We start from the raw sequence: 21,679 nt of genomic DNA, 5'->3' as shown, positions 1-21,679 counted from the left end.
TAACTAGCCAAGGTGTGGTGGTAGAATTCTACCTAACTCGAAAATCGAGATTGCAAACACAACATCGCAAGCGCAAGTCAATCGATTCTAGAGAGAACCGAGCCGTTCAGACTCGCGTTTGCGGGATGAAATATAGAATTTCTCTGGCTGTTCGGCAATGGACAATTTATAATGTTTCAGATTAAAAAAACTAATGCATTAGAGAGTCGTTATGTCGAGACGTTTGCCTCCCCTCAATTCGCTCAAAGTTTTTGAGGCCGCCGCGCGCCATTTGAGCTTTACCAGAGCGGCAGAAGAGCTGTTTGTCACTCAAGCGGCAGTCAGTCATCAGATCAAAGCACTTGAAGAATTTTTAGGTCTTAAGCTGTTTCGTCGCCGAAATCGCTCTTTATTACTCACCGAAGAAGGCCAAAGCTACTTTCTTGATATCAAAGATATTTTCACCTCACTTGCTGAAGCCACCGACAAGGTGCTGGAGCGCAGTGAGAAGGGCGCTCTGACCATCAGTCTTCCACCAAGTTTTGCCATTCAGTGGTTGGTGCCTCGCCTTGCTGACTTCAATGAACAAGAACCCGATATCGATGTTCGTATCAAAGCGGTGGATATGGATGAAGGGTCGCTAACCGATGATGTCGACGTCGCGATTTACTACGGTCGTGGTAATTGGCCTGGATTGCGTGCTGACAAACTGTATCAAGAGTTTTTGGTTCCTCTGTGTTCTCCTGCTCTGTTGCTGGGCTCGAAACCACTCAACACGCTTGAAGATCTCTCTAAGCATACATTGCTGCATGATACCTCGCGTAAAGATTGGAAGCAGTTTGCCAAGCAAAACAGTCTGGACGGCGTGAACGTCAATCATGGTCCAATCTTCAGTCACTCCACTATGGTTCTGCAGGCCGCAGCACACGGTCAGGGTATTGCATTAGGAAATAACGTTCTCGCTCAGCCAGAGCTCGATGCAGGGCGACTTATCGCGCCATTTGATGAAGTGTTGGTCAGCAAGAATGCTTTTTATGTGGTCTGTCATGACAAGCAGGCTGACATGGGGCGTATCGCCACATTTCGAGATTGGATGCTAGCCAAAGCACAAAGTGAGCAAGAGGTATTATTGGATGAGTAATCTTATTATTGATGGGCCAGAGCACGGTCCATTGTTTCTATTCGCTCATGGCGCTGGCGCGGGTATGGAGCATGACTTTATGCAGGATATGGCCGCTCGTTTAGCGGCGAAGGGTATTCGCGTTGTCAGGTTCAATTTCCCTTACATGGTGAAACGTGCGGAAGATGGTAAAAAGCGTCCGCCAGATCGCGCCCCAAAACTGCTTGAGGCGATGACAGAGGTAATAGAGCACGTTGCTAACGGCGCGCCTATTGTCATTGGTGGCAAATCAATGGGTGGGCGCATGGCGTCACTGCTCTCCGAGCACGAACTGGTGAAGTCGATTGCCTGCTTGGGCTTTCCATTTCACCCGCCGGGTAAACCAGAAAACTTCAAAGGTGACCACTTGGCGACGATGGCTAAGCCATGTCTTATCCTGCAAGGGGAGCGCGATACCTTTGGTAAGCAAGAAGAGTTTGCTGACTTTACCCTCTCAGATAAGGTCGAGGTGAGCTTTGTACCTGATGGCGACCACAGCTTTAAACCAAGAAAGTCATCTGGCTTTAGCGAAGCGCAAAACCGCCAATTAGCCGCCGATCGTTTAGCGCTGTTTATTAAAGGCATCAATGACATGGAAGAAGCCAGTGCGTAGTGGAACACTTATTGTAATTGCGGCGCTATCGGGATTTCTCAGTGTCGGGCTAGGGGCGTTTGCTGCTCATGGCCTTAAAAGCATGCTGTCACCGTATCTTTTGGGCGTTTTTGAAACGGGTGTGACCTATCAGTTTATCCATACCTTAGCGCTGTTGTTATGTGCGCTTTTTGCATTACATAGCCAAGCAGAGAAAGCGCAAAAGGCATTTCATCGTGCAGCGATTTGCTTTATCATCGGCATCCTTTTCTTTAGCGGTAGTCTATACGCCCTTGCGCTAACAGGAGTGAAATGGTTCGGACCTATTACTCCACTGGGCGGGGTGATGTTTATGGTAGGTTGGGGATTCCTCGCTTATGCTGGATATCAGATGACTGACGAAACAAACAAAGATGGAGTCAATCAGTGAAACAGGTAATGCTTTATTGCCGCTCTGGATTCGAGAAAGAGTGTGCAGGCGAAATTCAAGACAAAGCGACAGCCCTAGAGGTGTTCGGCTTCCCACGAGTCAAAAATAACTCAGGCTACGTGATTTTCGAGTGTTACCAAGACGGTGATGCGGACAGGCTTATCCGCGATATCGACTTCCAATCGCTTATCTTCGCTCGTCAAATGTTCGCGATTGCTAGCGAGCTTGAAGCACTGCCATCGGATGATCGCATTTCTCCACTGCTGGCTGCGCTCGATGAGGTGGAAGATTTCCCTCGTTGTGGCGATATCCGTATTGAGACTCCAGACACCAACGAAGCGAAAGAGCTGCTGAAGTTCTGTCGTAAGTTTACCGTGCCAGTTCGCCAAGCGATGCGCGGTAAGGGCTACTTGTTCAATAAAGAGCATGCTAAAAAGCCAGTATTGCATATTTGCTTTATCGCACCGGGTCATTGCTATGTTGGCTACTCTTACCCGAACAACAACTCTGCGTTCTTTATGGGCATTCCACGTCTTAAGTTCCCGGCCGATGCGCCAAGCCGCTCAACGCTAAAACTGGAAGAGGCGTTTCACGTGTTCATTCCTAAAGAAGAGTGGGATGAGCGTTTGGCATCGGGCATGTGGGGTGTAGACCTTGGTGCGTGTCCAGGTGGTTGGACGTATCAACTGGTTCGCCGCTCTATGTTCGTACATGCGATTGATAACGGCATGATGGCGGATAGCCTAATGGAAACCGGTCAGGTTAAACACCACCAAGAAGATGGTTTTAAATTTGAGCCGCCACGCAAGAACGTCACTTGGTTGGTGTGCGACATGATTGAGAAACCTTCTCGCGTTGCACAGCTAATGGGTGAGTGGTTGATTCGCGGCTGGGCAAAGGAGACTATCTTTAACCTTAAACTGCCAATGAAAGGCCGTTATGATGAGGTTCTGCAAGACATTGAGAACCTGAAGATCTTCCTGATTGAGAACAAGGTGAAGTTCAAGCTGCAAGCGAAGCACTTGTACCATGACCGTGAAGAGATCACGGTACACATTCAAGTGCTATCGAACATTTCGCCGCACTAATAATCTCGCACCATCATGGTCGCTATAAGGCTTAGGAGTTCGCTCCTAAGCCTTCAAATCGAATATCCTGCAAATTAAACCCAAGCTCAATGTCTGTCTTTAGCGCCGATACTTGTTTGGACTTTCTCGCCATATCAATGTGCTCATCGAGCTTTTTGCGATATTTCGCTGCCAGTTCTTCAGAGGCATACGCCGACTCAATATCACTGTATTCGGTCAGAATATCTTTAGCTGCCTTAGGGCCAATTCCCGCCACGCCTGGTACCTGTGAAGAGCTTACACCGGTTAATCCCCAGTAATCGGCAAGCTGCTCTGGTTTTACCCCAAATTCTTGCTCAATGAAGGGCGCATCCAACCATCGGTGCTGGAAGTAATCTCGGATCTGTAGAGTCGGGGAAAGCAGTTGGCAATAGCCTTTGTCGGTCGAGATAATCGTGACCTTTTCCCCATGGCTAGCGACTTTCACGGCAAGCGTTGCTACCAAGTCATCCGCTTCATCGCCTTCGGATAGCAGTGAATCAATGCCGAGCTGCCACCAAGCATCTTGGATTTTTTCTAGGCCATTGTAGAGCGGCTCTGGCATCGGTTTTCTGTTCTGCTTGTATTCAGGCAAGATGTCTCCGCGCCAGCCTCGGTCTTGTTCGTGGTGATCGAATACCGCAATGATATGAGTTGGCTGCGCTTCGTCGACGATACGACGCAGGGTGCGGGATGTGGTCTGAATGGTTCTTTCTATGTCAGTCGGATCGGGTTGCACCGCATGGACTCGGCGGATCAGGTTTAAAGCATCGATGATAACAAGATGAATTGACATAAAATTAAAGCCACGAGGAAACGTGGCTTTATTGTAAATAAAACGCTACTGAGTTTCAGGTTTTATTCGCCATTAGCGATGCGATAACACGGAATGTACTCAGAACCCGGTAGTTTCATGCGCTGTTGAGCGACAAAGTCACTGAGCAGCTTGTCCATTTTCTTCATCAAGGCTTTGTCACCATCAATGGTGAATGGGCCGTGGCGTTCGATTTCTCTTATACCTTCTGCTTTCACGTTACCTGCCACAATGCCTGAGAAGGCTTGTCTTAGCGCAGCCGCTAAGTTTTCAGGGCGCTGATTAAGATGAAGATCCAGCCCTGCCATGTTCTCATGAGTCGGATCAAATGGAAGTTGGAATTCAGGTTCAATGTGCAGTGACCAGTTGTAGCTGTAGGCGTCGCCATTTTTCTTACGATGCTCTTTGACCGCAGGCATAGCTTGTTTCATGATTTTGGCCGCTTTTTCTGGGTCAGCAATGACGATGTCGTAGTACTTGGTGGCTTCTTCACCCAGTGTAGAGCGCACAAATTCGTCGATAGAGCGGAAGTACGCCTCACTCTCTTTTGGACCTGTAAGCACAATTGGCATCGGCTGCTCGGCGTTATTTGGATGCATCATAATGCCCAGTATGTAGAGTAGCTCTTCCGCGGTGCCAGGGCCGCCAGGGAAAATGACAATACCGTGAGCGATACGCACAAACGCCTCAAGACGTTTTTCAATGTCTGGCATGATGACCAGTTCATTAACGATAGGGTTTGGCGGCTCGGCGGCGATGATCGATGGCTCTGTAAGGCCGAGGTAACGCTGATGCGTGTAACGCTGTTTGGCGTGTCCAATCGCCGCCCCTTTCATTGGGCCTTCCATCGCCCCTGGGCCACAGCCGGTACAGATATTGAGTTCTCGAAGACCAAGCTCGTTACCAACTTCACGGGTGTATTGGTATTCGGTGGCGTTGATGGAGTGGCCTCCCCAGCACACAATTAAATTGGGGTCGATTCCGGGGATCAGAGTCCCTGCATTACGTAGGATGCCAAAGACCAGATTGGTAATGTGAGTTGAGTTGGTCAGGTTTAAACGCTGGTTGTCGGCAAGGTGCATGTTGACGTAGACGATATCACGCAGCACAGAAAATAGGTGCTCCTGTATACCTTTAATGATCTGCCCGTCGACAAAGGCGTGCTCGGGTGGATTGGCGAGCTCCAGTTTAATCCCACGCTCACGGCGCATGACATTGACGTCGAAAGATTGGTGTTTATCCAGTAGCTCTTTTGAGTTGTCGGTGTGGCTACCAGAGTTCAGTACCGCAAGGGTGCAGTTGCGATACAGTTGATACAGGTCACTAGATGCGGTTTTTTTAAGGCGCTCAACTTCGAGTTGAGACAGGAGATCCATACTACCCGCTGGACTAATGTGAGTGATCATAAGCAAATTCCTTATCTAGAACCGAATGCTGCGACGTTTCATACTGGGCGAGGGAGAGTAGGGTGACTGGATGCCCACTGAGCTGAGGTCGCAGGTTTAACAGGGTTCATTGTTATAGTTATTTATCGCTATTTTCTACGAGCACGGTGGGCCAATAAACTTAGCGATTATCTATTAGACTAGCAAATGTTGGAGAGGTTTCTATAACTATTTGAAAAATATGGTGAGATTATGGGTTCCAAGCCAATTGGTTTGGACCGAGCTTTTGGGTGTGAGAAAGGGTTTTGTGCAGGCGCTCGAGCACATCTTCAGGTACATCGTTTTGACTAAACAGGGCGCTGGTTGCTGTTAAGGTGATAGTGATTAACTGGTCGCGGAACTTAAATGGCAACTTGCTGATTTTTTTCTGTATTTCTCGGACTTTGGCCAAGCTGGTCGCTTCGTTCTGTTCTGGCATGATCAATATAAACTCTTCACCAGAGAAGCGAGCAACGGTATCGGTTTTATCTACCGAGTTAGCTATGGTTTTAGCTATGATTTTCAGTGCCTTATCACCAGCACTGTAACCAAAGTTGTGGTTGATAGTTTTGAACTTATCAATATCGAACACGACGACCCAAAGAGGGTGTTGGTTTTTGAGCCAGCGGCGGTATTCGATTTCCAGTTTATCCAGCAGAGCAGTGCGATTGTAGACCTTCGTCAGAGGGTCAAGCAGCATACGCTGTGACTGATCTTCTAAGCGGCGACGGTAGTCCTGAGTGGTATCGTACAGCGCTTCGAGCTGGTTTTTGTTGTGTGCCATTTGCTCTAGTAGTGCCGCTTCTCTCACTTCTGCGTGCTGTAGACGTTCGGTCAGAGACGCAAGCTGCGCAAACAGTGGTGTCATAGCGCGTTTTGCTTCCTCTAAGTCCTGCACCGAAGCAATACCGCGTTTGCCACTTGAAACTAAATTGTGCAGCTCCTTACTCATGTTCTGGCGCTGTTCAAAATAGATTTGGCTTTGGTCGAGGTTTTGCGTGTTGTTCTTCAATGAAGAAGAGAGAGAACCATTGACTTGCTCAAGAAACTGCTGCGAAGTACGGCGTTCATATTTGGTGGCATCGATGACCAGTCGCAGCACCTGTAAGGTGTGTTCGAGCAGTTGATTGGATGATGCATCCGTTAAAAGCTTATAACGGATTTCAAATAGTTGTTCACCAGGTTCACCGTCGAAATCGAGCTCAGTAATGAGATTTTGCAGTTCTTCATTAAGGCTTTGCAGCAGGCCGCCATTTTCAGATGGTTCCGCTTCCTTTGGTAGCAATGCTGAGTTGGAAGTAATGATTTTGGTGGCGCGTTCATAGATAGCCAGCAGTTTTACTGCATTGTCGGTCAGCTTGAGAGAGCTTTTATCACTGTATGCAAGGACATTACGTAAGTCGCGTTTGATTTGAGCGGGCAAGCCACCAATGCGCTGCAACGTTTCACCGCTGCGACGCGTCTGCTCTTCCAGTGATAGTTGTTGTTTTTCCATCGTTGCCGACCTTTGACCGATAAGACGCTCCAAGATGGCAAACTTGGGCACCAAAGCACTAATGTCCTTGTTATGCTCTAATTCTTGGCGGAGTTCAATCAGTTTATCGTCAATGCGCGAGTGGGCGCCAATATGTGTATTACTGAGAGTCGAAATGAAACGTTTCAGGATGGCTTGTTCACGACGTGACTTAAGCGAAGCATCGCGATGAGCTACACGTAGTTGCTCCACCTGCACTTTAAGCTGGTGGAGATGATCTAATGTCTCGCTGTCCTGTGAGCTCATAAATCCTTTAAAACAAACCAGATGGGTATCTTATTGATGTATTGATCGATAATATCAAAAAACATCACAACGTCACGTTATTCAGTGTTCAAGTGCGGCTTTTTTACTCACTCATCAACGATTTTTTGAACCCGTCCTCATTCTGGGAAGAAGAGTGAACTTTTATTAGCCCCTGTTTTATCGCTGTGCGGCAGGCTTGTCGAACATTGTCGGTCGCGAGACTTGCTGCAGGAGCATTATCAATGGCTTTCAGGTAGACCCAATGACTTTGGCTTTCACGCATGCTGACTTCACGTGCCATGTGCGTAGCCACCAACAGAATATCGAGGAGTTCTTTGTCATTAATAGCGGTGTAAGCGCGTGGTAGGAAAGGGTAATTGGCCATGCCCACACGCACGATACGGTTGATGTTACGCTCTTGCTCAAACTCGTTAATCCAGCTTTGAATCTCATCAAACAAACTTTCTGCGGTACGCGGTTTGATGCTAGGTTCGATGTACAGCAAGTTGGCATCGGAAAAATGATAGATGCGAGCAGGCGTTTCGATCTTCGAGCGAATATATTCACCGAATGCACGCTCCAATTTAAGGCCAGCTTCGTAACCATTTTGTAGGTACATGTTGCGAAGAAACGGTACGTCAATCATCACAAAGCGCAGGCGATCACTTAAAGGTTCGTTGATCAGCTCTCCTACTTGCCATTGCTCAAAGTAACGCTGAGTGCGTTGCAGAGAATTAGGCAGGTTGGCATTGAGTAGACGCAGGTTCGGTAACCCCGAACGCGCATGAGTAAACAGATTCTCATTGAGCTGCTCCACCTCATGTTTGTTGCGTCGACTGGTATAGCTGAGGCGCAGTACCATCAAAGCCAATATTGAGGCTAAGCAGAATAAGCCAAGAGCCACTTTTTGAAATTTATTTTGTTTCTCAAGTGCGTCAGATAGCTCTTGCTCCTGGATTTCATAGTGAAGACCCTGTTCGACAAATTGTCTTTGTTTACGAAAGGCTTCTTCACTGATTTGGTTGAGTTGATCTTGCTGATAAATGCGCAGTGAATTGGCTTTTTTGGTGTTGCTTAGCGCGCGTTTAAAGTCGCCTCTCTGTTCATAGCCCAGTGCAAGCAACTGGTAGGCTTGCTGTTCTAAGGAAGCCTGTTCAAGTGATTGGCTCATGGCCAGCGATTGACTTAATGTCAGTGCTCTTTTCGCTTGTTCTATGACTTGTTTGTTGTTTTGCTGGAAGTAGCCAAGGCCAGCATCCAGAAGCGCAGCTTTGGTTTCTAATTCCGGTAGGTCAGCATAGCGAAGCAGTTTTTCGGCACGCGCCAAATATTGCTCAGCTAGCGGGTAGTTGTAGAGCTGCAAATAGGTAGACGCGAGACTAAGGCGAACATCAATCACCTTTTTGATGTTCTCATCGGTCTTCTTTTGGTCGATAACATTAAAGTAGTGCACCAGTGCGAGGTTGTATTTGCCTTGCAGGTAGTACACATCCCCCATTTGTTTTAGCACGTCAGCTAGGATGGGAGACTCTGGGTAAGAGCCATAAAAGTCAGCCGCTTGCGATAAGTGCTCCAGTGCTTTGTCGAGAACTTGGCGCTGCATGAATAGCTGCGCTAACTGTTGGTTAATGTTCGCCAATTGATCGCTACTATTGAGTTCAATCGCTGACCAGTAGGCGAGCAGTAACTCAGAGAGGGCTTCATTGTATCGGCGGTGATGCAAGTAGTGTTTACCAAACGTGGTATGAAAGTCGATTTGCCACTTTGACAGCTTACTTTGTGGAATGTAGGTCAATGCCTTTTGAAACAGCTCATTGGCAAGCTCAAAATCGTTCTCTGCAGAGGCGATTTGAGCTTGTAAAATCTTGATCCGATAGCTGGTGCGATTAGCAATGTTTTGACCTTTACGAATTGCGTCGAGGTCACGCTCAACTTGTTCTAATGTCTCTAACGCCTTGCTGGCTTCATGGGTGGTAAGCCACTGCAGTCTTGCTTTTAAAATTCGTACGTCCAGCGCCAAAAATAGTAACTGGTACTTTTCGGTCATCGATTCGGCCAGCAATAAGCTTTGTAGGGCGGCTTGGCTATCACCAAGATTGAACTGAGCTTGAGCGATGATAAGTAATGCATTGACGCTGCTTAGCGGCGTGCGAATACGTTGGTCAGTATCATCTCGAGTCAGTTTGGGTAATCGATCATCATTGGGCTCCGCAAACGTGCGGTCGGTCAGGTATCTATTGGCAATTTCCAGTGACTTTGCTGGCTCAATGTTCACCAACTTGTCCGCTTCCAACAATATGGGAGACGTAAAGGAGGTGTTGGCGTGAACTACCCCGGCATAGAGAGAGCAAAGTAGTGCCAATACTGTCCAAATTTTAGAGCCCATGACGTTTTCCATTTTACGAGTGTGCTTATTGTCTTGCCATGCGCAAATTGTGAGAAGGCGCGCTGTGCTGGTTTGAACGATATGGGTTGATATCCAAACCGCCTCGACGTGTGTAGCGAGCATAAACGGTTAGCTCAGTTGGCTTACAGTAACTCATGATGTCAGTGAAGATACGTTCAACACATTGCTCGTGGAATTCATTGTGTTCACGGAATGAAACAAGGTAACGCAGTAGGGCTTCACTGTTGATTTTCGCACCGCGGTATTGGATTTCAACACTGCCCCAATCCGGCTGATTGGTGATAAGGCAGTTGGATTTTAGCAAGTGGCTGTGTAGTGCTTCTTCGACCACTTCATTTCCCGCAGCATCTTCAAGCAGTGCCGCGTCAAAGTCGTAGCTATCGATGCGAATGTCTTGGTTGTCGATGCACTCGCCCTTCATGCCGACGATTTGGCTGTTCTCAAAGTCGCCCACAGGAATAAGTTTCACTGTGACGGTTTCACCTGCGCAATGTGATAGGTCACTGGCGATAGTGCTTTGCACCTCATCCCATGAATCAAATCGCGTTTGGTTGTAGCTGTTGAGGTACAGTTTAAATGACTTAGATTCGATCAGGTTCGTACTGGTCGCGGGAATATAAGCTTCACCAACGGCGATTTGTGGCAAGCCATTAGCATTGAGCCAAGAGATCTCATACATTGTCCAAATATCACAGCCTTGGAATGGTAAGCTATCACCGAGCTCAAGATCGTTGCGGTTTAGGCTTCGTGGTACAGGTTGCAAAAGGGATGCGTCATACTGGTTGGCATAATCGGTCTTTTGACCCAGAGTGAGTCCCGAAAGCTCTTTCGCGTTGGAATATTTGCTCATAATTGTGTGACATTTCGATTAGAATAAAACGAATTTTACGAGATCCCCGAATAGCTGTCATCCTTTGTGCTCGGAAATCGCCGAACAATTGAAGGATGAGTGGAGAGTATATGAATCAAAGTGTACAGCAGGCTCTTGAGGCGTTTTCACAGCGCTATCAACAAGCTTGGCAAGATAAGCATCAAACACTACCTGCCAGTGAGGAACTGCATGGCTTAGTGTCCCCTTGTATCGACCGTAAAGATGACGAAACGGTATATTGGCGCGCTTGTGTCCGTAATGTCCCTGAGCGTTTGGAAAATATTGAGCAAGGGATTGAGCTAACGCTACACGATGATATCAAAGCTTTTTACGGTCATCAGTACAGTGCAGACATGAATGCGACATGGCAAGGCAATGAGTTAACGTTACTGCAGGTGTGGAGTGATGACGATTTTACGCGTTTGCAAGAGAACATTTTGGGTCATCTGGTGACGCAGCGCCGCCTGAAGCTTAAGCCAACGGTGTTTATCGCAGCGACCGATGCCGATATGGATGTGATTTCTATCTGTAACATCACTGGCAACGTGATTCTTGAACGTCTGGGTACCGACCGCCGCGATGTGGTTGCTGAGGATATCGAGACTTTCCTATATGGCCTGGAGCCGGACGTTTAATTATGTATGTGGTAGAACTTCAGTTTGAGTGTTTTGATAACACGACGATTAGCGCGGTAGAGAAAGGCATTAACGGCCTGATGGACGCGTTGCGCTATAACGGCCAAGTGCTAGGACGCGAGTTTCCGGTTGTGATGGGCGACGGTGAATTTTTTGTACGCGCGGTATGCCCTGAGCAAGACAGCTTGCATCCGAGTAACCACTCCGATTTCGTTAAAGTGTGTTTAAAGCGTCTCTCGGACTCATGTTTACTCGCACCTAAGATGCGTTTGCTAGGTCGTGATATCAACTCAGAGCAAGCAGCAGAAGATGAAACGCCGAGCTGGCAAGTGCTGTACACCACCTATGTGCACACCTGTTCACCGCTTCGAAGTGGTGAAACCTTATTGCCGATCCCGCTGTACCGTAACCCGCCAACACTCAATGGCGATCACAAGTCGGTGATAAAATGGCAAACCGAGTGGCAGGCGTGCGATGAAATCCAGATGGCGGGTGGCTGTAAAGCAGAGCACGCCGCGCTGCGAGAGCTGTCTGAGGTAGGCAGTGACCTGTTCCGCCGTGGCTGGGATATTCGTGGTCGTATCGAGTACATTACCCAAATCCCAACGTACTACTATTTGTACAAGGTAGGCGGTAAGAGTCTTGAGGAAGAAAAAGCACGTAAGTGCCCGAAATGTGGTGGAGAATGGTTGCTTGATGAGCCGCTACACGACATCTTTTACTTTAAGTGCGATTCTTGCCGAATTGTCTCCAATATTTCTTGGGATCACCTAAAGTAATCAGAGTTATCGGTTGAAAATACAAAAGGGGTTGAAGCTTAGCTTCAACCCCTTTTTGATGCTTGCTGCAAAGGTGGTGAGATTACCAGCCTTTAACGACGCCACCTTTGAAGATATCAGAGGCTGCGTTGTACACATCTTCTGTTTGGTACGCTTTAACAAAGTTCTGAACGTTTTCTGCATTCACATTGTCTTCACGCGCAACGATTAGGTTTACGTATGGAGACTCTTTGTCTTCAACAAATATGCCATCACGTTGAGGTGTTAGATCGATTGAGCTCGCGTAAGTGGTGTTGATGATAGATAGCGCTACGTCATCTAGAGAGCGAGGTAGTTGTGCTGCATCGAGTTCAACAATAGTGACGCTCTTTGGATTTTCAACGATGTCACGAACCGTCGCAAGCAGACCTACGCCTTCACGAAGAGTGATCAGACCTTGCTGCTCAAGTAGCAGAAGTGAACGACCTAGGTTAGTTGGATCATTAGGTACTGCGATACGAGCGCCATCTTGGATCTCGTCTACAGATTTCACTTGCTTAGAGTAGCCAGCGATTGGGTAAACAAAGGTGTTACCAGCAATCGTCAGTTTGTAGTTACGGTCAGCGACTTGTTGATCAAGGTATGGCTTGTGCTGGAATGCGTTGATGTCGATAGAGCCATCATCGAGCGCTGCATTTGGTGTGACGTAGTCAGTAAATGTGACTAGCTCAACGTCTAGGTCGTACTGCTCTTTTGCAATCTTAGCAGCGACTTCTGCCACTTGTGCTTCTGCACCTGCCATCACACCGACTTTGATTTTGCTGGTGTCAGCTTCTTTTTCGCCACAGCCCGATAGAATAAGTGCTGATGCAGCGGCTGCGATTGCGAGTAAATTCTTAACGTTGAATTTCATGACTCTCTCCTTGTTATAAATCTTTAAATCTCAATTATCTGTGGTCTACACGGCGCACAACGGCGTCACCGATAGACTGAATAATTTGTACCAGTACGATGAGCATCACTACAGTCACAGCCATAATGGTCACATCGTATCGGTGGAAACCATAGCGAATGGCTACGTCACCTAGACCGCCACCACCGACGGTACCCGCCATGGCTGAGTAGCTTACTAGTGTCACTAGTGTGATTGTCACCGAATTGATAATCGTAGGTAATGCTTCTGGAAGCAGTACCTTAGTAATGATTTGGTAAGGTGTTGCGCCCATTGATTGTGCGGCTTCCACCAGACCAGTTGGCACTTCAAGTAGTGAGCTTTCAATAAGACGCGCCACAAACGGGATAGCGCCAACAGTCAACGGAACGATGGCCGCGGTGGTGCCGATGAAAGTACCAATCAAAATCTTGGTTAGTGGAATGATCGCCACCATTAACACTAAGAAAGGGACCGAACGGCCGACGTTGACTATTGCACCCAGCACGCTGTTTAAGCGGGTGTTTTCTAGCAAGCCACCTTTTTTAGTGGTGTGCAGTATCACACCCAATGGAATACCAATAGCGAAGCCAACCACACCGGCGATCGCAACCATGTATAGGGTTTCCCATGTTGCCCCTAATAGTAGATTACTGTTTAGAGATAACCAGTCAGTGACAGTGTTAAAGGACATAACCAAGTACCTCTACTTTTACATTGTGGTCACGAAGATATTGAATCGCCGCGTTATCGTCTTGTTCATTGCCAAATAGCTCAGCCACCATCATGCCGAATTTTACACCGCCGGCGTAATCAAGATCGGAGCTTAAGATGCTGACATCAATATTGTATTTGCGAGCTATTTGCGTCATTAGTGGAGCGTCTACGGTTGCGCCCGTGAACTCGAGGCGAACGAGAGGGTAGCTGCCTTCCACACGCTCAGCTTGCAGTCTTGCCTGATAGTCTTCTGGAATCGACAGATCTAGTGTTGAGCGAATGAATTCGTGTGCAAGCTCCGTTTTCGGGTGAGCGAAGATTTCGCCCACAGTGCCTTTCTCAACTAAGTGACCGTCACCAATGATAGCGACTTCATGACAGATGCTTTTGACGACATCCATTTCGTGAGTAATCAGCAGCATAGTGATTTTAAGCTTGCGGTTGATCTCTTTAAGCAGTTCGAGAATGGATTGGGTCGTAGCTGGATCCAGTGCGCTGGTCGCTTCATCACAAAGCAGTACCTTTGGATCCGACGATAGGGCACGAGCAATCGCCACTCGCTGTTTTTGACCGCCGCTGAGGTTCGCAGGGTAGGTATCGCGCTTATCCGCGAGACCCACGAGCTTAAGAAGTTCCGTCACTTTAGATTCGATGTGTGAACGCTCTTTACCTGCCAGCTCTAGCGGCAGCGCTACGTTTTCAAACACGGTGCGAGATGAAAGCAAGTTAAAGTGCTGGAAAATCATACCAATGTTGCGGCGTGCTTCTGAAAGTTCTGATTTAGACAGCTTAGTAAGATCGACACCATCAACGATAACTTCACCGGAAGTCGGTGCTTCTAGCATGTTGACGCAGCGAATCAGTGTACTTTTACCGGCACCAGAGGCGCCAATCACACCAAAGATAGTGCCTTCTGCAATATGCAGATTAATGTCTGACAAGGCGTTGATTTCCTTTGCGCCTTGATAAAACACTTTGTTTACTTGATTAATTTCGATCATCTAAGCAACCTGAAGTCCGTGAGTAGCATAAAAGTTTGAACTACATCTCAATTGATAGAAGATGCTATGGTTTTCACCTTTTAGTGTCAATAGATATTTTTACGTCTAGACGTCTAAACGGCATTTTCATAGTGCCGTGACCATAAAAGCGTGTAATAATTCAGTTCATTAGCCCCTATCTATAACAAGAGAGTGAACTGTGGCAAAACCAGCTGTTTTTTTGGATCGTGATGGTGTCATCAATGTCGATCATGGGTATGTAAGCGACGAACACGACTTTGAGTACATCGAAGGCGTCTTTGAAGCGACGAAAAAACTGCAGGACATGGGTTATATGCTGGTGCTGGTCACGAACCAATCAGGCATTGCTCGCGGCATGTTCTCTGAAGACCGTTTCCTTTCTTTAACACAGTGGATGGACTGGAACTTCTCCGATAATGGTGTTGAGTTTGACGGCTTCTATTATTGTCCACACCACCCAGAGCACGGTGTGGGTGACTACAAGCAAGATTGTAATTGCCGTAAGCCAAAGCCGGGTATGTTCATTTCTGCGCGAGACTTTCTAAAGATTGATATGGAAAAATCGGTCATGGTCGGCGACAAAGCGGAAGACATGATGGCGGCAGAGGCTGCTGGTGTGGGCACCAAGATCTTAGTTCGTACCGGTAAACCGGTGACTGAGCGAGGCGAGTCTGTCGCAACTGTGGTACTTGATAGTATTCGCGATGTGCCGCAATACTTAACTAAGTAATCGGTTGACCCTAAAGGAGTCATTATGAGTGCATTGGTTAAAAATGGATTGGTTACTGCTATGGTTGTGGGCAGTTTGACGGCATGCAGTAGCTCGGAGCAGTTGGAACCTGACAACCCTTATCATGTCCTCCAGTATCAGTGTGACAACCAAAGCTTTCAGGTGACTCAGTTATCGAGTGAGCAAGTCTTGCTGCTGATTGATGGCGAAGAATACCATCTACACCGTGTCCCTTCTGCTTCAGGTGTGAAGTATTCACTTGATGGTCAATCTCAAGCAGAGTCTGAGGTTGAGCTGTTTAGTAAGGGTAGAGAAGGTATGCTTACCATTGCTGGTGAAACCGATAAAAGCTGTATCATGACCACGCGAAGCGTACCAAAAAACGGATATTGAACCTTTTAGACACCCATGAGCAAAAAACTCACCATACTTGATATTGCCAAGCTGTCGGGAGTCGGTAAATCTACCGTCTCTCGAGTGCTGACGAATGACCCTAAAGTCAAACCCGAAACTCGTGACAAAGTCGAACGCGTGATTGCTGAGCACGGCTATGTGCCGTCTAAATCCGCACAATCTATGCGAGGTGGTGGGGTTCAAAAGGTAATCGGTGTCATTATCTCTCGCTTGGATTCTCCGTCTGAAAATAAAGCGGTGAGCAGCATGCTCAATGTGCTTTATTCGGCTGGTTATGACGTCGTGATCATGGAAAGCCAATTCGACCCCGATAAAACCAATGAACATCTCAGCGTACTGCGAAAGCGTAATGTTGAAGGTGTGATTGTGTTTGGCTTTACCGAGCTCGATCTCGATAAGGTAGCCGTGTGGCAAGAGAAGGTTGTTGTGATTGCCATGGACACTGATCAAGTCTCTTCAATCAATTATGACAACCAAGGTTTGATTTGCGCGGTACTCGATAAACTCAAAGCGCAAGGCATCAGTGAACTGGCCTATATTGGTGTGGATCCTAAAGATAAAACGACCGGTCTTGCACGCCTAAACGCCTTTCAGTGTTGGTGTGCCGACAATGAACGCAGCGCGGTCTACCGAACAGGGGAGCTTCATCATGAAAGCGCCTACGAGCTGGTGGATGAAGTGGTCACTGAATCATTGCAAGCCATTGTTTGTGCCAGCGATACGTTAGCACTGGGAACGATAAAGCGCCTGCAAGAGCTTGGCCGAGAAGATATTGTTGTTACAGGTGTCGGCGGCAATGAACTGCTGTCTTTCTTGTTTCCTAACATCTACAGTATTGATCCTGGCTACCAGCAAGCTGGTGAAAAAGCAGCTAACCTATTGATTAGTCAATTAACAGGCGACAATAGCATCTCTCATATCACTCAAGAAGCTGTGTAATAACAGCTTCTTCTTAACTCAACTTCCCTTAATCAACTTGGCGCATTTATCGACAATTATTGTGATCACTCTCAATTAATGGGACTGTTCCCATTTTTGTCTGAGCTATTCCGTGGCACACTTTACCTATTCCTTGGGAATGTTCCCATTCGCATGTTGCGATACTATTAATACAACGAGACAAATGGACCTAGACGTCATAACCCTACGTCTCTATATCAGTAAAAGGTGTACAAACGATGAGCAAAATAGCCCAGCAAGACATTGCAGCGATCATCGACGGTGTTGGCGGTGCTGACAACATTGCCAGTGTTAGCCACTGTTTAACTCGCTTAAGATTCGTTCTTAACGATACCGATAAAGCCGATAAATCGGCTCTTGAAAACCTCAAAATCGTTAAAGGTTGCTTTACCAATGCCGGTCAGTTCCAAGTCGTGATCGGTACTGAAGTCGACGAAGTCTACAAAATGTTGATTGACTCAGCCGGTAAGAAAGCGGCATCTAAAGATGATGCTAAGCTGGCTGCACGCCAGAATATGAACTTTCTAGAACGTGGTATCTCGCACTTAGCCGAAATTTTTGTTCCCCTTTTACCAGCGATTATCACAGGTGGTTTGATTCTTGGTTTCCGCAACGTTATCGGCGACATTCGTATGTTCGATGGCAAAACCCTAGTGGAAATCAGTCAGTTTTGGGCGACGGTGCATTCGTTCCTATGGCTTATCGGTGAAGCTATCTTCTTCTTCCTACCTGTCGGCGTGTGTTGGTCGACGGTGAAAAAACTCGGTGGTACGCCGATTCTTGGTATCACGCTCGGTGTGACCTTGGTGTCGCCTCAGTTGATGAACGCTTATCTGATAGGTAAAGAAGTACCAGAAGTTTGGGACTTCGGACTGTTTGTTATTGAGAAGGTGGGCTATCAGGCTCAGGTGATCCCAGCGATGCTCGCAGGTGTTGCATTGGCATTAATTGAAACCAACTTGAAGCGCATTGTCCCTAGTTACTTGTATCTGGTTGTGGTGCCATTCGTTTCAATCATTCTGTCAGTCATTCTTGCTCACGCCTTCATCGGTCCGTTTGGTCGCGTGCTAGGTGATGGTGTTGCGTTTGCGGCTAAAGCGGCGATGACAGGGGATTTTGCAGTACTGGGTTCTATGGTGTTTGGCTTCTTGTACGCACCGCTGGTTATTACTGGTATCCACCACACAACCAATGCGGTTGACCTTCAATTGATGCAAGACCTTGGCGGCACGCCAATCTGGCCTTTGATTGCACTGTCTAATATCGCTCAAGCATCAGCGGTTGTTGGCATCATCATTATCAGTAAACGTGAGGGTGAGCGTGACATCTCTGTCCCCGCTGCTATCTCTGCTTACCTTGGTGTGACGGAACCGGCGATGTACGGCATCAACCTGAAATACAAATTCCCAATGCTCAGCGCGATGATCGGTAGTGCTATTGCGGCGGCTATCTGTGGCAGTGCTGGCGTGATGGCGAACGGTATCGGTGTGGGGGGGCTACCGGGCATCCTGTCGATTCAGCCTCAATACTGGATGGTGTATCTGATGGCGATGCTAGTCGCGATGGCTGTGCCTATCCTACTAACCTTGTTCCTGTACAAACGCGCTCAATCAAAAGGTGAGCTTGAGCTTGCGAGCGCGTAACCCCCATTAGTGGCTCATCTTGAGCCACTTCTTTGCTTTTTATTTTGACGAATTTCCAAATTGGTAAGTGAGATTAAACCTATGAGTCAAACAGCTCAAAAAGACTGGTGGAAAACCGCCACGATTTATCAAATCTATCCAAAGAGTTTTTGTGATAGTGGTGATAAAGGAATGGGGGACATCAAAGGTATTACCTCAAAACTCGACTATCTATCCGATCTTGGTGTGGATGCTATCTGGCTAACACCTGTTTATGCCTCACCAATGATTGATAATGGCTACGATATTTCAGATTACTACGCCATTAACCCAGACTTTGGCACCATGCAGGATTTCGATGAGCTACTCGCTACAGCTCATCAGAAAGGTATTCGTATCATCATGGACATTGTCGTTAACCATACCTCGACAGAGCACCGATGGTTCCAATCGGCGCTGGGTGATAAACAAAGTCCTTATCGCGACTACTATATCTGGAAACCGAACCATGACGGACAAGTACCAAATAACTGGCAGTCGAAGTTTGGGGGCTCTGCATGGGCACTTGATGAAGCCACCAATGAATACTACTTGCACCTATTTGCCAAAGAGCAAGCCGACCTAAATTGGGAAAACCCGCAAGTTCGCGAAGAAGTAAAACAGGTGATTGAGTTCTGGGCGCAGAAAGGCGTGGATGGCTTTAGGCTGGATGTGATCAACCTTATCTCAAAACAGCAAGACTTTGCTGATGATGACATTGGTGATGGTCGCCGCTTTTACACCGACGGTCCACGCGTTCATGAGTATTTACAGGAGATCAGCGAAGCGGTATTCCAGAAGTATGGCTCGGTAACCGTTGGTGAAATGTCTTCAACGACGCTAGAGCATTGCCAGCAGTACAGCTCACTGGATGGTAAAGAGCTCTCGATGGTGTTCAACTTCCATCACCTAAAAGTCGATTATCCGAACGGTGAAAAGTGGACGAAAGCAGACTTTGACTTCTTGCAGCTCAAGCAGATCTTCAACCACTGGCAGACAGGCTTAAATGGCAAAGGCTGGGGCGCACTGTTCTGGTGTAACCACGACCAGCCGCGCGTGGTCAGCCGCCTTGGTAACGATGAGCAATATCGAACCGAGTCGGCAAAAATGCTGGCAGCGTCTGTCCATCTGATGCAAGGGACGCCATACATCTATCAAGGTGAAGAGATCGGTATGACTAATCCGGGCTTCACGGATATGAGCCAGTATCGCGACGTAGAAAGCCTTAACATGTATCAGCTGATGGTGGAGCAAGGCGATACCTCTCATGACGATATGATGGCTATCCTAAGACAGAAATCTCGCGATAACTCTCGCACGCCAATGCAGTGGAATGGCAGCGAGCATGCTGGTTTTACTCAAGGGACTCCTTGGATTGGTGTGGCTGATAACTACCCAGAAATCAATGCTGAAGCCGCCGTCAAAGACGAGCAATCGGTGTTTTACTTCTATAAGGAGTTGATTGAGCTGCGTAAACAGCTGCCTGTTATTCGTGAAGGCAGTTATGTGGATCTGTTCCCAGAACATCCTCAAGTGCACGGTTACTTGCGTGAAACTGAGGATGCGATGTTGCTTTGCTTGAACAACTATTACGGTGAAGAAACAAGTATTGAGGTGCCCCAGCAGCTCAATGGCTTTGCTGGCCGTGTGGTGCTTAGCAATCTCAACCGAGAAGAGGAAGTGACTCTGAACGGTAGCATGACATTGATGAGTTATGAAACCCTAGCGGTACTGATTAAAAAGTAAAGATAAGGCCCCAAAAGGGGCCTCAGACTGCTGACAAAGGTCTAGCTTTCGAGCTAGACCTTTGATCTAATGGGAGTATCGAAATATGGATACTCCGATATGCTTCAAGAACCTTCTCCTCAGCAATACGAACTCGAAATGGTGACCATGGAACAGCTTGTTCCACAAAATCATCTCGTTCGTAAAATTGATAATGCTATCGACTTCGAGTTCATCAGAGACGAAGTGGCGCATCTATACTGCAAAGACAATGGCCGACCGCCTGTAGACCCTGTTCGCTTATTCAAAATCATTTTGCTTGGCTACCTATTCGGCATCAAAAGTGAGCGCCAACTGGTCAAAGAAATTGAAGTAAACGTCGCCTATCGTTGGTTCTTACGAATGTCACTGACCGAAAAAGTTATCCATGCTTCGACGTTAAGCCAGAACCGAATTCGACGCTTCAATGGTACTGACGTCTTTGAGCGCATCTTCAACAACATAGTGCTTCAAGCGATGGAGAAAGGCTTAGTCGCAGGACAGGAGCTCTTCACTGACAGTACACACCTTAAAGCCAATGCTAACAAGAACAAGCACATGAATCGTCTGCGTCCAGTTAGTGCAGGCGCTTATCTTGATATGCTGAATGAAGATGTGGCTGCAGACCGAGAATCTGAAGGTAAAAATCCATTCAAAGAGACGCCACCAAAGACAGACGTCAAAAACACTAAAGTCAGCACCACCGACCCTGAAAGTGGCTTTATGACACGAGACAATAAGCCTCAAGGCTTCTTCTATCTTGACCACCGAACCGTGGATGGTAAGCACGGTATCATCGTAGACACATACGCAACACCGGGGAATGTGAATGACTCACAGCCCTATATCCGTCGTCTCGATCACACACTAGAGCAGTTCAACCTCAATCCTATCGCAGTTGGTATCGATGCAGGTTACTTCACTGCGCCTGTTGCTGAATCACTCGAGCGCCGCAGTATATTAGGTGTGTTCGGGTATCGCCGCCCATCAAGAACTAAGAACAAATTTAAGAAGAAAGACTTCAAATACCAAAAAGAGACCGATACCTATCGCTGTCCAGAAGGGCAAGAACTTATCTATAAAACCACAACACGCGCAGGCTATCGCTCATACGCTTCAGACCCGAAACAATGTGCGTTTTGCCCCGTTCGGGACGACTGTACTAAGAGTGAAAATATGCAGAAGGTCATAACGCGTCACCTTTATAGTGAGGCGGTGGAGCGAGCCAATCAAATGCGACTCTCTAGCTACGGAAAGAAGACGTATCGGAGGCGAAGTGAAACAGTAGAACGAAGCTTCGCCGATGCAAAACAACACCATGGCCACCGTTACGCGCGCTACCGCGGTCTCGCAAAAGTGCAAATGCAATGTTGGTTAGCCGCTGCCGCTCAAAACATCAAGAAGATAGCGTTGGTGGTGAGCTATCTGCGAAAAATGGGCCTAAATAAGACAGAAATAAGTCAAATACTGGCCTCTGTATGCCGATTTAAGCCTTACTCACTTCAGAACGCTATCTAACAAAAAA

The 21,679-nt window shown here is 47.4% G+C and carries 20 protein-coding genes; 12 read left to right on the top strand and 8 right to left on the bottom strand.

The annotated features are described in order from the left end of the window. The first annotated feature begins 211 nt into the window (after window positions 1-211). From AAA946_RS12785 to rlmM, 4 genes are read left to right on the top strand one after another with little or no spacing between them, the layout of a single operon-like run. Window positions 212-1,120 (top strand): transcriptional regulator GcvA, encoded by a 909-nt coding sequence (locus AAA946_RS12785; protein WP_338165194.1) that lies wholly within the window; start codon window positions 212-214, stop codon window positions 1,118-1,120. Further along, window positions 1,113-1,751 carry an alpha/beta fold hydrolase gene (locus AAA946_RS12780; protein WP_338165193.1) on the top strand — a complete coding sequence of 213 codons (639 nt, stop codon included), beginning with the start codon at window positions 1,113-1,115 and terminating at the stop codon, window positions 1,749-1,751. Before AAA946_RS12785 ends, AAA946_RS12780 begins: the two co-directional genes overlap by 8 nt. After that, window positions 1,744-2,160: a DUF423 domain-containing protein gene (locus AAA946_RS12775; RefSeq protein ID WP_338165192.1), complete on the top strand. Its 417-nt coding sequence runs from the start codon at window positions 1,744-1,746 to the stop codon at window positions 2,158-2,160. Before AAA946_RS12780 ends, AAA946_RS12775 begins: the two co-directional genes overlap by 8 nt. Beyond that, window positions 2,157-3,248, top strand: coding sequence for a 23S rRNA (cytidine(2498)-2'-O)-methyltransferase RlmM (gene rlmM, locus AAA946_RS12770; protein ID WP_042473674.1), 1,092 nt, complete (start codon window positions 2,157-2,159; stop codon window positions 3,246-3,248). Before AAA946_RS12775 ends, rlmM begins: the two co-directional genes overlap by 4 nt. 31 nt (window positions 3,249-3,279) lie before the next feature. On the opposite strand, the gene xni is transcribed toward rlmM, so the two are convergent. The 5 genes from xni to queF form a co-directional block, all read right to left on the bottom strand. Next, window positions 3,280-4,062 carry a flap endonuclease Xni gene (gene xni, locus AAA946_RS12765; protein WP_338165191.1) on the bottom strand — a complete coding sequence of 261 codons (783 nt, stop codon included), beginning with the start codon at window positions 4,060-4,062 and terminating at the stop codon, window positions 3,280-3,282. A gap of 62 nt (window positions 4,063-4,124) precedes the next feature. After that, window positions 4,125-5,486 carry a nucleotide 5'-monophosphate nucleosidase PpnN gene (ppnN, locus tag AAA946_RS12760; protein ID WP_338165190.1) on the bottom strand — a complete coding sequence of 454 codons (1,362 nt, stop codon included), beginning with the start codon at window positions 5,484-5,486 and terminating at the stop codon, window positions 4,125-4,127. 229 nt (window positions 5,487-5,715) lie between these two features. Beyond that, window positions 5,716-7,284, bottom strand: coding sequence for a GGDEF domain-containing protein (locus tag AAA946_RS12755; RefSeq protein ID WP_338165189.1), 1,569 nt, complete (start codon window positions 7,282-7,284; stop codon window positions 5,716-5,718). A gap of 103 nt (window positions 7,285-7,387) precedes the next feature. Next, the gene (locus AAA946_RS12750) at window positions 7,388-9,670 is read right to left on the bottom strand and encodes a tetratricopeptide repeat protein (RefSeq protein ID WP_338165188.1); all 2,283 of its coding nucleotides are present in this window, start codon (window positions 9,668-9,670) and stop codon (window positions 7,388-7,390) included. Window positions 9,671-9,695: 25 nt separating this feature from the next. Continuing rightward, a complete protein-coding gene (gene queF, locus AAA946_RS12745; RefSeq protein WP_338165187.1) occupies window positions 9,696-10,541 on the bottom strand; it encodes an NADPH-dependent 7-cyano-7-deazaguanine reductase QueF in 846 nt (281 codons plus the stop codon). A gap of 110 nt (window positions 10,542-10,651) precedes the next feature. Here queF and syd point away from each other — a divergent pair, with 110 nt between their 5' ends. Next, complete coding sequence (gene syd / locus AAA946_RS12740) at window positions 10,652-11,197, top strand: SecY-interacting protein (RefSeq protein WP_338165186.1); 546 nt, start codon at window positions 10,652-10,654, stop codon at window positions 11,195-11,197. Window positions 11,198-11,199: 2 nt separating this feature from the next. Further along, window positions 11,200-11,976, top strand: coding sequence for a Zn-ribbon-containing protein (locus AAA946_RS12735; RefSeq protein ID WP_338165185.1), 777 nt, complete (start codon window positions 11,200-11,202; stop codon window positions 11,974-11,976). An 82-nt stretch (window positions 11,977-12,058) separates the two neighbouring features. On the opposite strand, the gene AAA946_RS12730 is transcribed toward AAA946_RS12735, so the two are convergent. The 3 genes from AAA946_RS12730 to metN are packed head-to-tail and all read right to left on the bottom strand — an operon-like array spanning window position 12,059 to window position 14,604. After that, complete coding sequence (locus AAA946_RS12730; protein WP_338165184.1) at window positions 12,059-12,868, bottom strand: MetQ/NlpA family lipoprotein; 810 nt, start codon at window positions 12,866-12,868, stop codon at window positions 12,059-12,061. Between the two features lie 34 nt (window positions 12,869-12,902). Then, window positions 12,903-13,580, bottom strand: a complete 678-nt coding sequence (locus tag AAA946_RS12725; RefSeq protein ID WP_338165183.1) for a methionine ABC transporter permease — start codon at window positions 13,578-13,580, stop codon at window positions 12,903-12,905. Then, entirely contained in the window at window positions 13,570-14,604 is a 1,035-nt protein-coding gene (gene metN, locus AAA946_RS12720; protein WP_338165182.1) for a methionine ABC transporter ATP-binding protein MetN, read from the bottom strand. Before metN ends, AAA946_RS12725 begins: the two co-directional genes overlap by 11 nt. 199 nt (window positions 14,605-14,803) lie before the next feature. Between metN and gmhB the strand changes: the two genes are divergently transcribed. From gmhB to AAA946_RS12690, 6 genes are all read left to right on the top strand, one after another. Then, window positions 14,804-15,355 (top strand): D-glycero-beta-D-manno-heptose 1,7-bisphosphate 7-phosphatase, encoded by a 552-nt coding sequence (gmhB, locus tag AAA946_RS12715; RefSeq protein WP_338165181.1) that lies wholly within the window; start codon window positions 14,804-14,806, stop codon window positions 15,353-15,355. A gap of 24 nt (window positions 15,356-15,379) precedes the next feature. After that, the gene (locus AAA946_RS12710) at window positions 15,380-15,748 is read left to right on the top strand and encodes an MliC family protein (protein WP_338165180.1); all 369 of its coding nucleotides are present in this window, start codon (window positions 15,380-15,382) and stop codon (window positions 15,746-15,748) included. 15 nt (window positions 15,749-15,763) lie between these two features. After that, window positions 15,764-16,708, top strand: coding sequence for a trehalose operon repressor TreR (gene treR, locus AAA946_RS12705; protein ID WP_338165179.1), 945 nt, complete (start codon window positions 15,764-15,766; stop codon window positions 16,706-16,708). Window positions 16,709-16,947: 239 nt separating this feature from the next. Continuing rightward, window positions 16,948-18,372, top strand: a complete 1,425-nt coding sequence (gene treB, locus AAA946_RS12700) for a PTS trehalose transporter subunit IIBC (protein ID WP_338165178.1) — start codon at window positions 16,948-16,950, stop codon at window positions 18,370-18,372. A gap of 81 nt (window positions 18,373-18,453) precedes the next feature. Further along, window positions 18,454-20,136, top strand: coding sequence for an alpha,alpha-phosphotrehalase (gene treC / locus AAA946_RS12695; RefSeq protein ID WP_338165177.1), 1,683 nt, complete (start codon window positions 18,454-18,456; stop codon window positions 20,134-20,136). A gap of 99 nt (window positions 20,137-20,235) precedes the next feature. Then, a complete protein-coding gene (locus AAA946_RS12690; protein WP_338165176.1) occupies window positions 20,236-21,672 on the top strand; it encodes an IS1182 family transposase in 1,437 nt (478 codons plus the stop codon). Window positions 21,673-21,679: the final 7 nt, after the last annotated feature.

The organism is Vibrio sp. 10N, assembly GCF_036245475.1.
Taxonomy (GTDB): domain Bacteria; phylum Pseudomonadota; class Gammaproteobacteria; order Enterobacterales; family Vibrionaceae; genus Vibrio.
The sequence above is the reverse complement of the archived record's forward strand: the minus strand, read 5'-3'. Positions and strand labels throughout refer to the sequence as shown.

Bases quoted from the DNA above. Each gene is read 5' to 3' on its own strand.
- queF (WP_338165187.1), bottom strand. From the start codon at position 10,541: ATGAGCAAATATTCCAACGCGAAAGAGCTTTCGGGACTCACTCTGGGT.
- AAA946_RS12730 (WP_338165184.1), bottom strand. From the start codon at position 12,868: ATGAAATTCAACGTTAAGAATTTACTCGCAATCGCAGCCGCTGCATCA.
- ppnN (WP_338165190.1), bottom strand. From the start codon at position 5,486: ATGATCACTCACATTAGTCCAGCGGGTAGTATGGATCTCCTGTCTCAA.
- AAA946_RS12750 (WP_338165188.1), bottom strand. From the start codon at position 9,670: ATGGGCTCTAAAATTTGGACAGTATTGGCACTACTTTGCTCTCTCTAT.
- AAA946_RS12690 (WP_338165176.1), top strand. From the start codon at position 20,236: ATGCTTCAAGAACCTTCTCCTCAGCAATACGAACTCGAAATGGTGACC.
- treB (WP_338165178.1), top strand. From the start codon at position 16,948: ATGAGCAAAATAGCCCAGCAAGACATTGCAGCGATCATCGACGGTGTT.
- xni (WP_338165191.1), bottom strand. From the start codon at position 4,062: ATGTCAATTCATCTTGTTATCATCGATGCTTTAAACCTGATCCGCCGA.
- AAA946_RS12755 (WP_338165189.1), bottom strand. From the start codon at position 7,284: ATGAGCTCACAGGACAGCGAGACATTAGATCATCTCCACCAGCTTAAA.
- treC (WP_338165177.1), top strand. From the start codon at position 18,454: ATGAGTCAAACAGCTCAAAAAGACTGGTGGAAAACCGCCACGATTTAT.
- metN (WP_338165182.1), bottom strand. From the start codon at position 14,604: ATGATCGAAATTAATCAAGTAAACAAAGTGTTTTATCAAGGCGCAAAG.
- syd (WP_338165186.1), top strand. From the start codon at position 10,652: ATGAATCAAAGTGTACAGCAGGCTCTTGAGGCGTTTTCACAGCGCTAT.
- AAA946_RS12780 (WP_338165193.1), top strand. From the start codon at position 1,113: ATGAGTAATCTTATTATTGATGGGCCAGAGCACGGTCCATTGTTTCTA.
- AAA946_RS12735 (WP_338165185.1), top strand. From the start codon at position 11,200: ATGTATGTGGTAGAACTTCAGTTTGAGTGTTTTGATAACACGACGATT.
- treR (WP_338165179.1), top strand. From the start codon at position 15,764: ATGAGCAAAAAACTCACCATACTTGATATTGCCAAGCTGTCGGGAGTC.
- AAA946_RS12785 (WP_338165194.1), top strand. From the start codon at position 212: ATGTCGAGACGTTTGCCTCCCCTCAATTCGCTCAAAGTTTTTGAGGCC.
- AAA946_RS12725 (WP_338165183.1), bottom strand. From the start codon at position 13,580: ATGTCCTTTAACACTGTCACTGACTGGTTATCTCTAAACAGTAATCTA.
- AAA946_RS12710 (WP_338165180.1), top strand. From the start codon at position 15,380: ATGAGTGCATTGGTTAAAAATGGATTGGTTACTGCTATGGTTGTGGGC.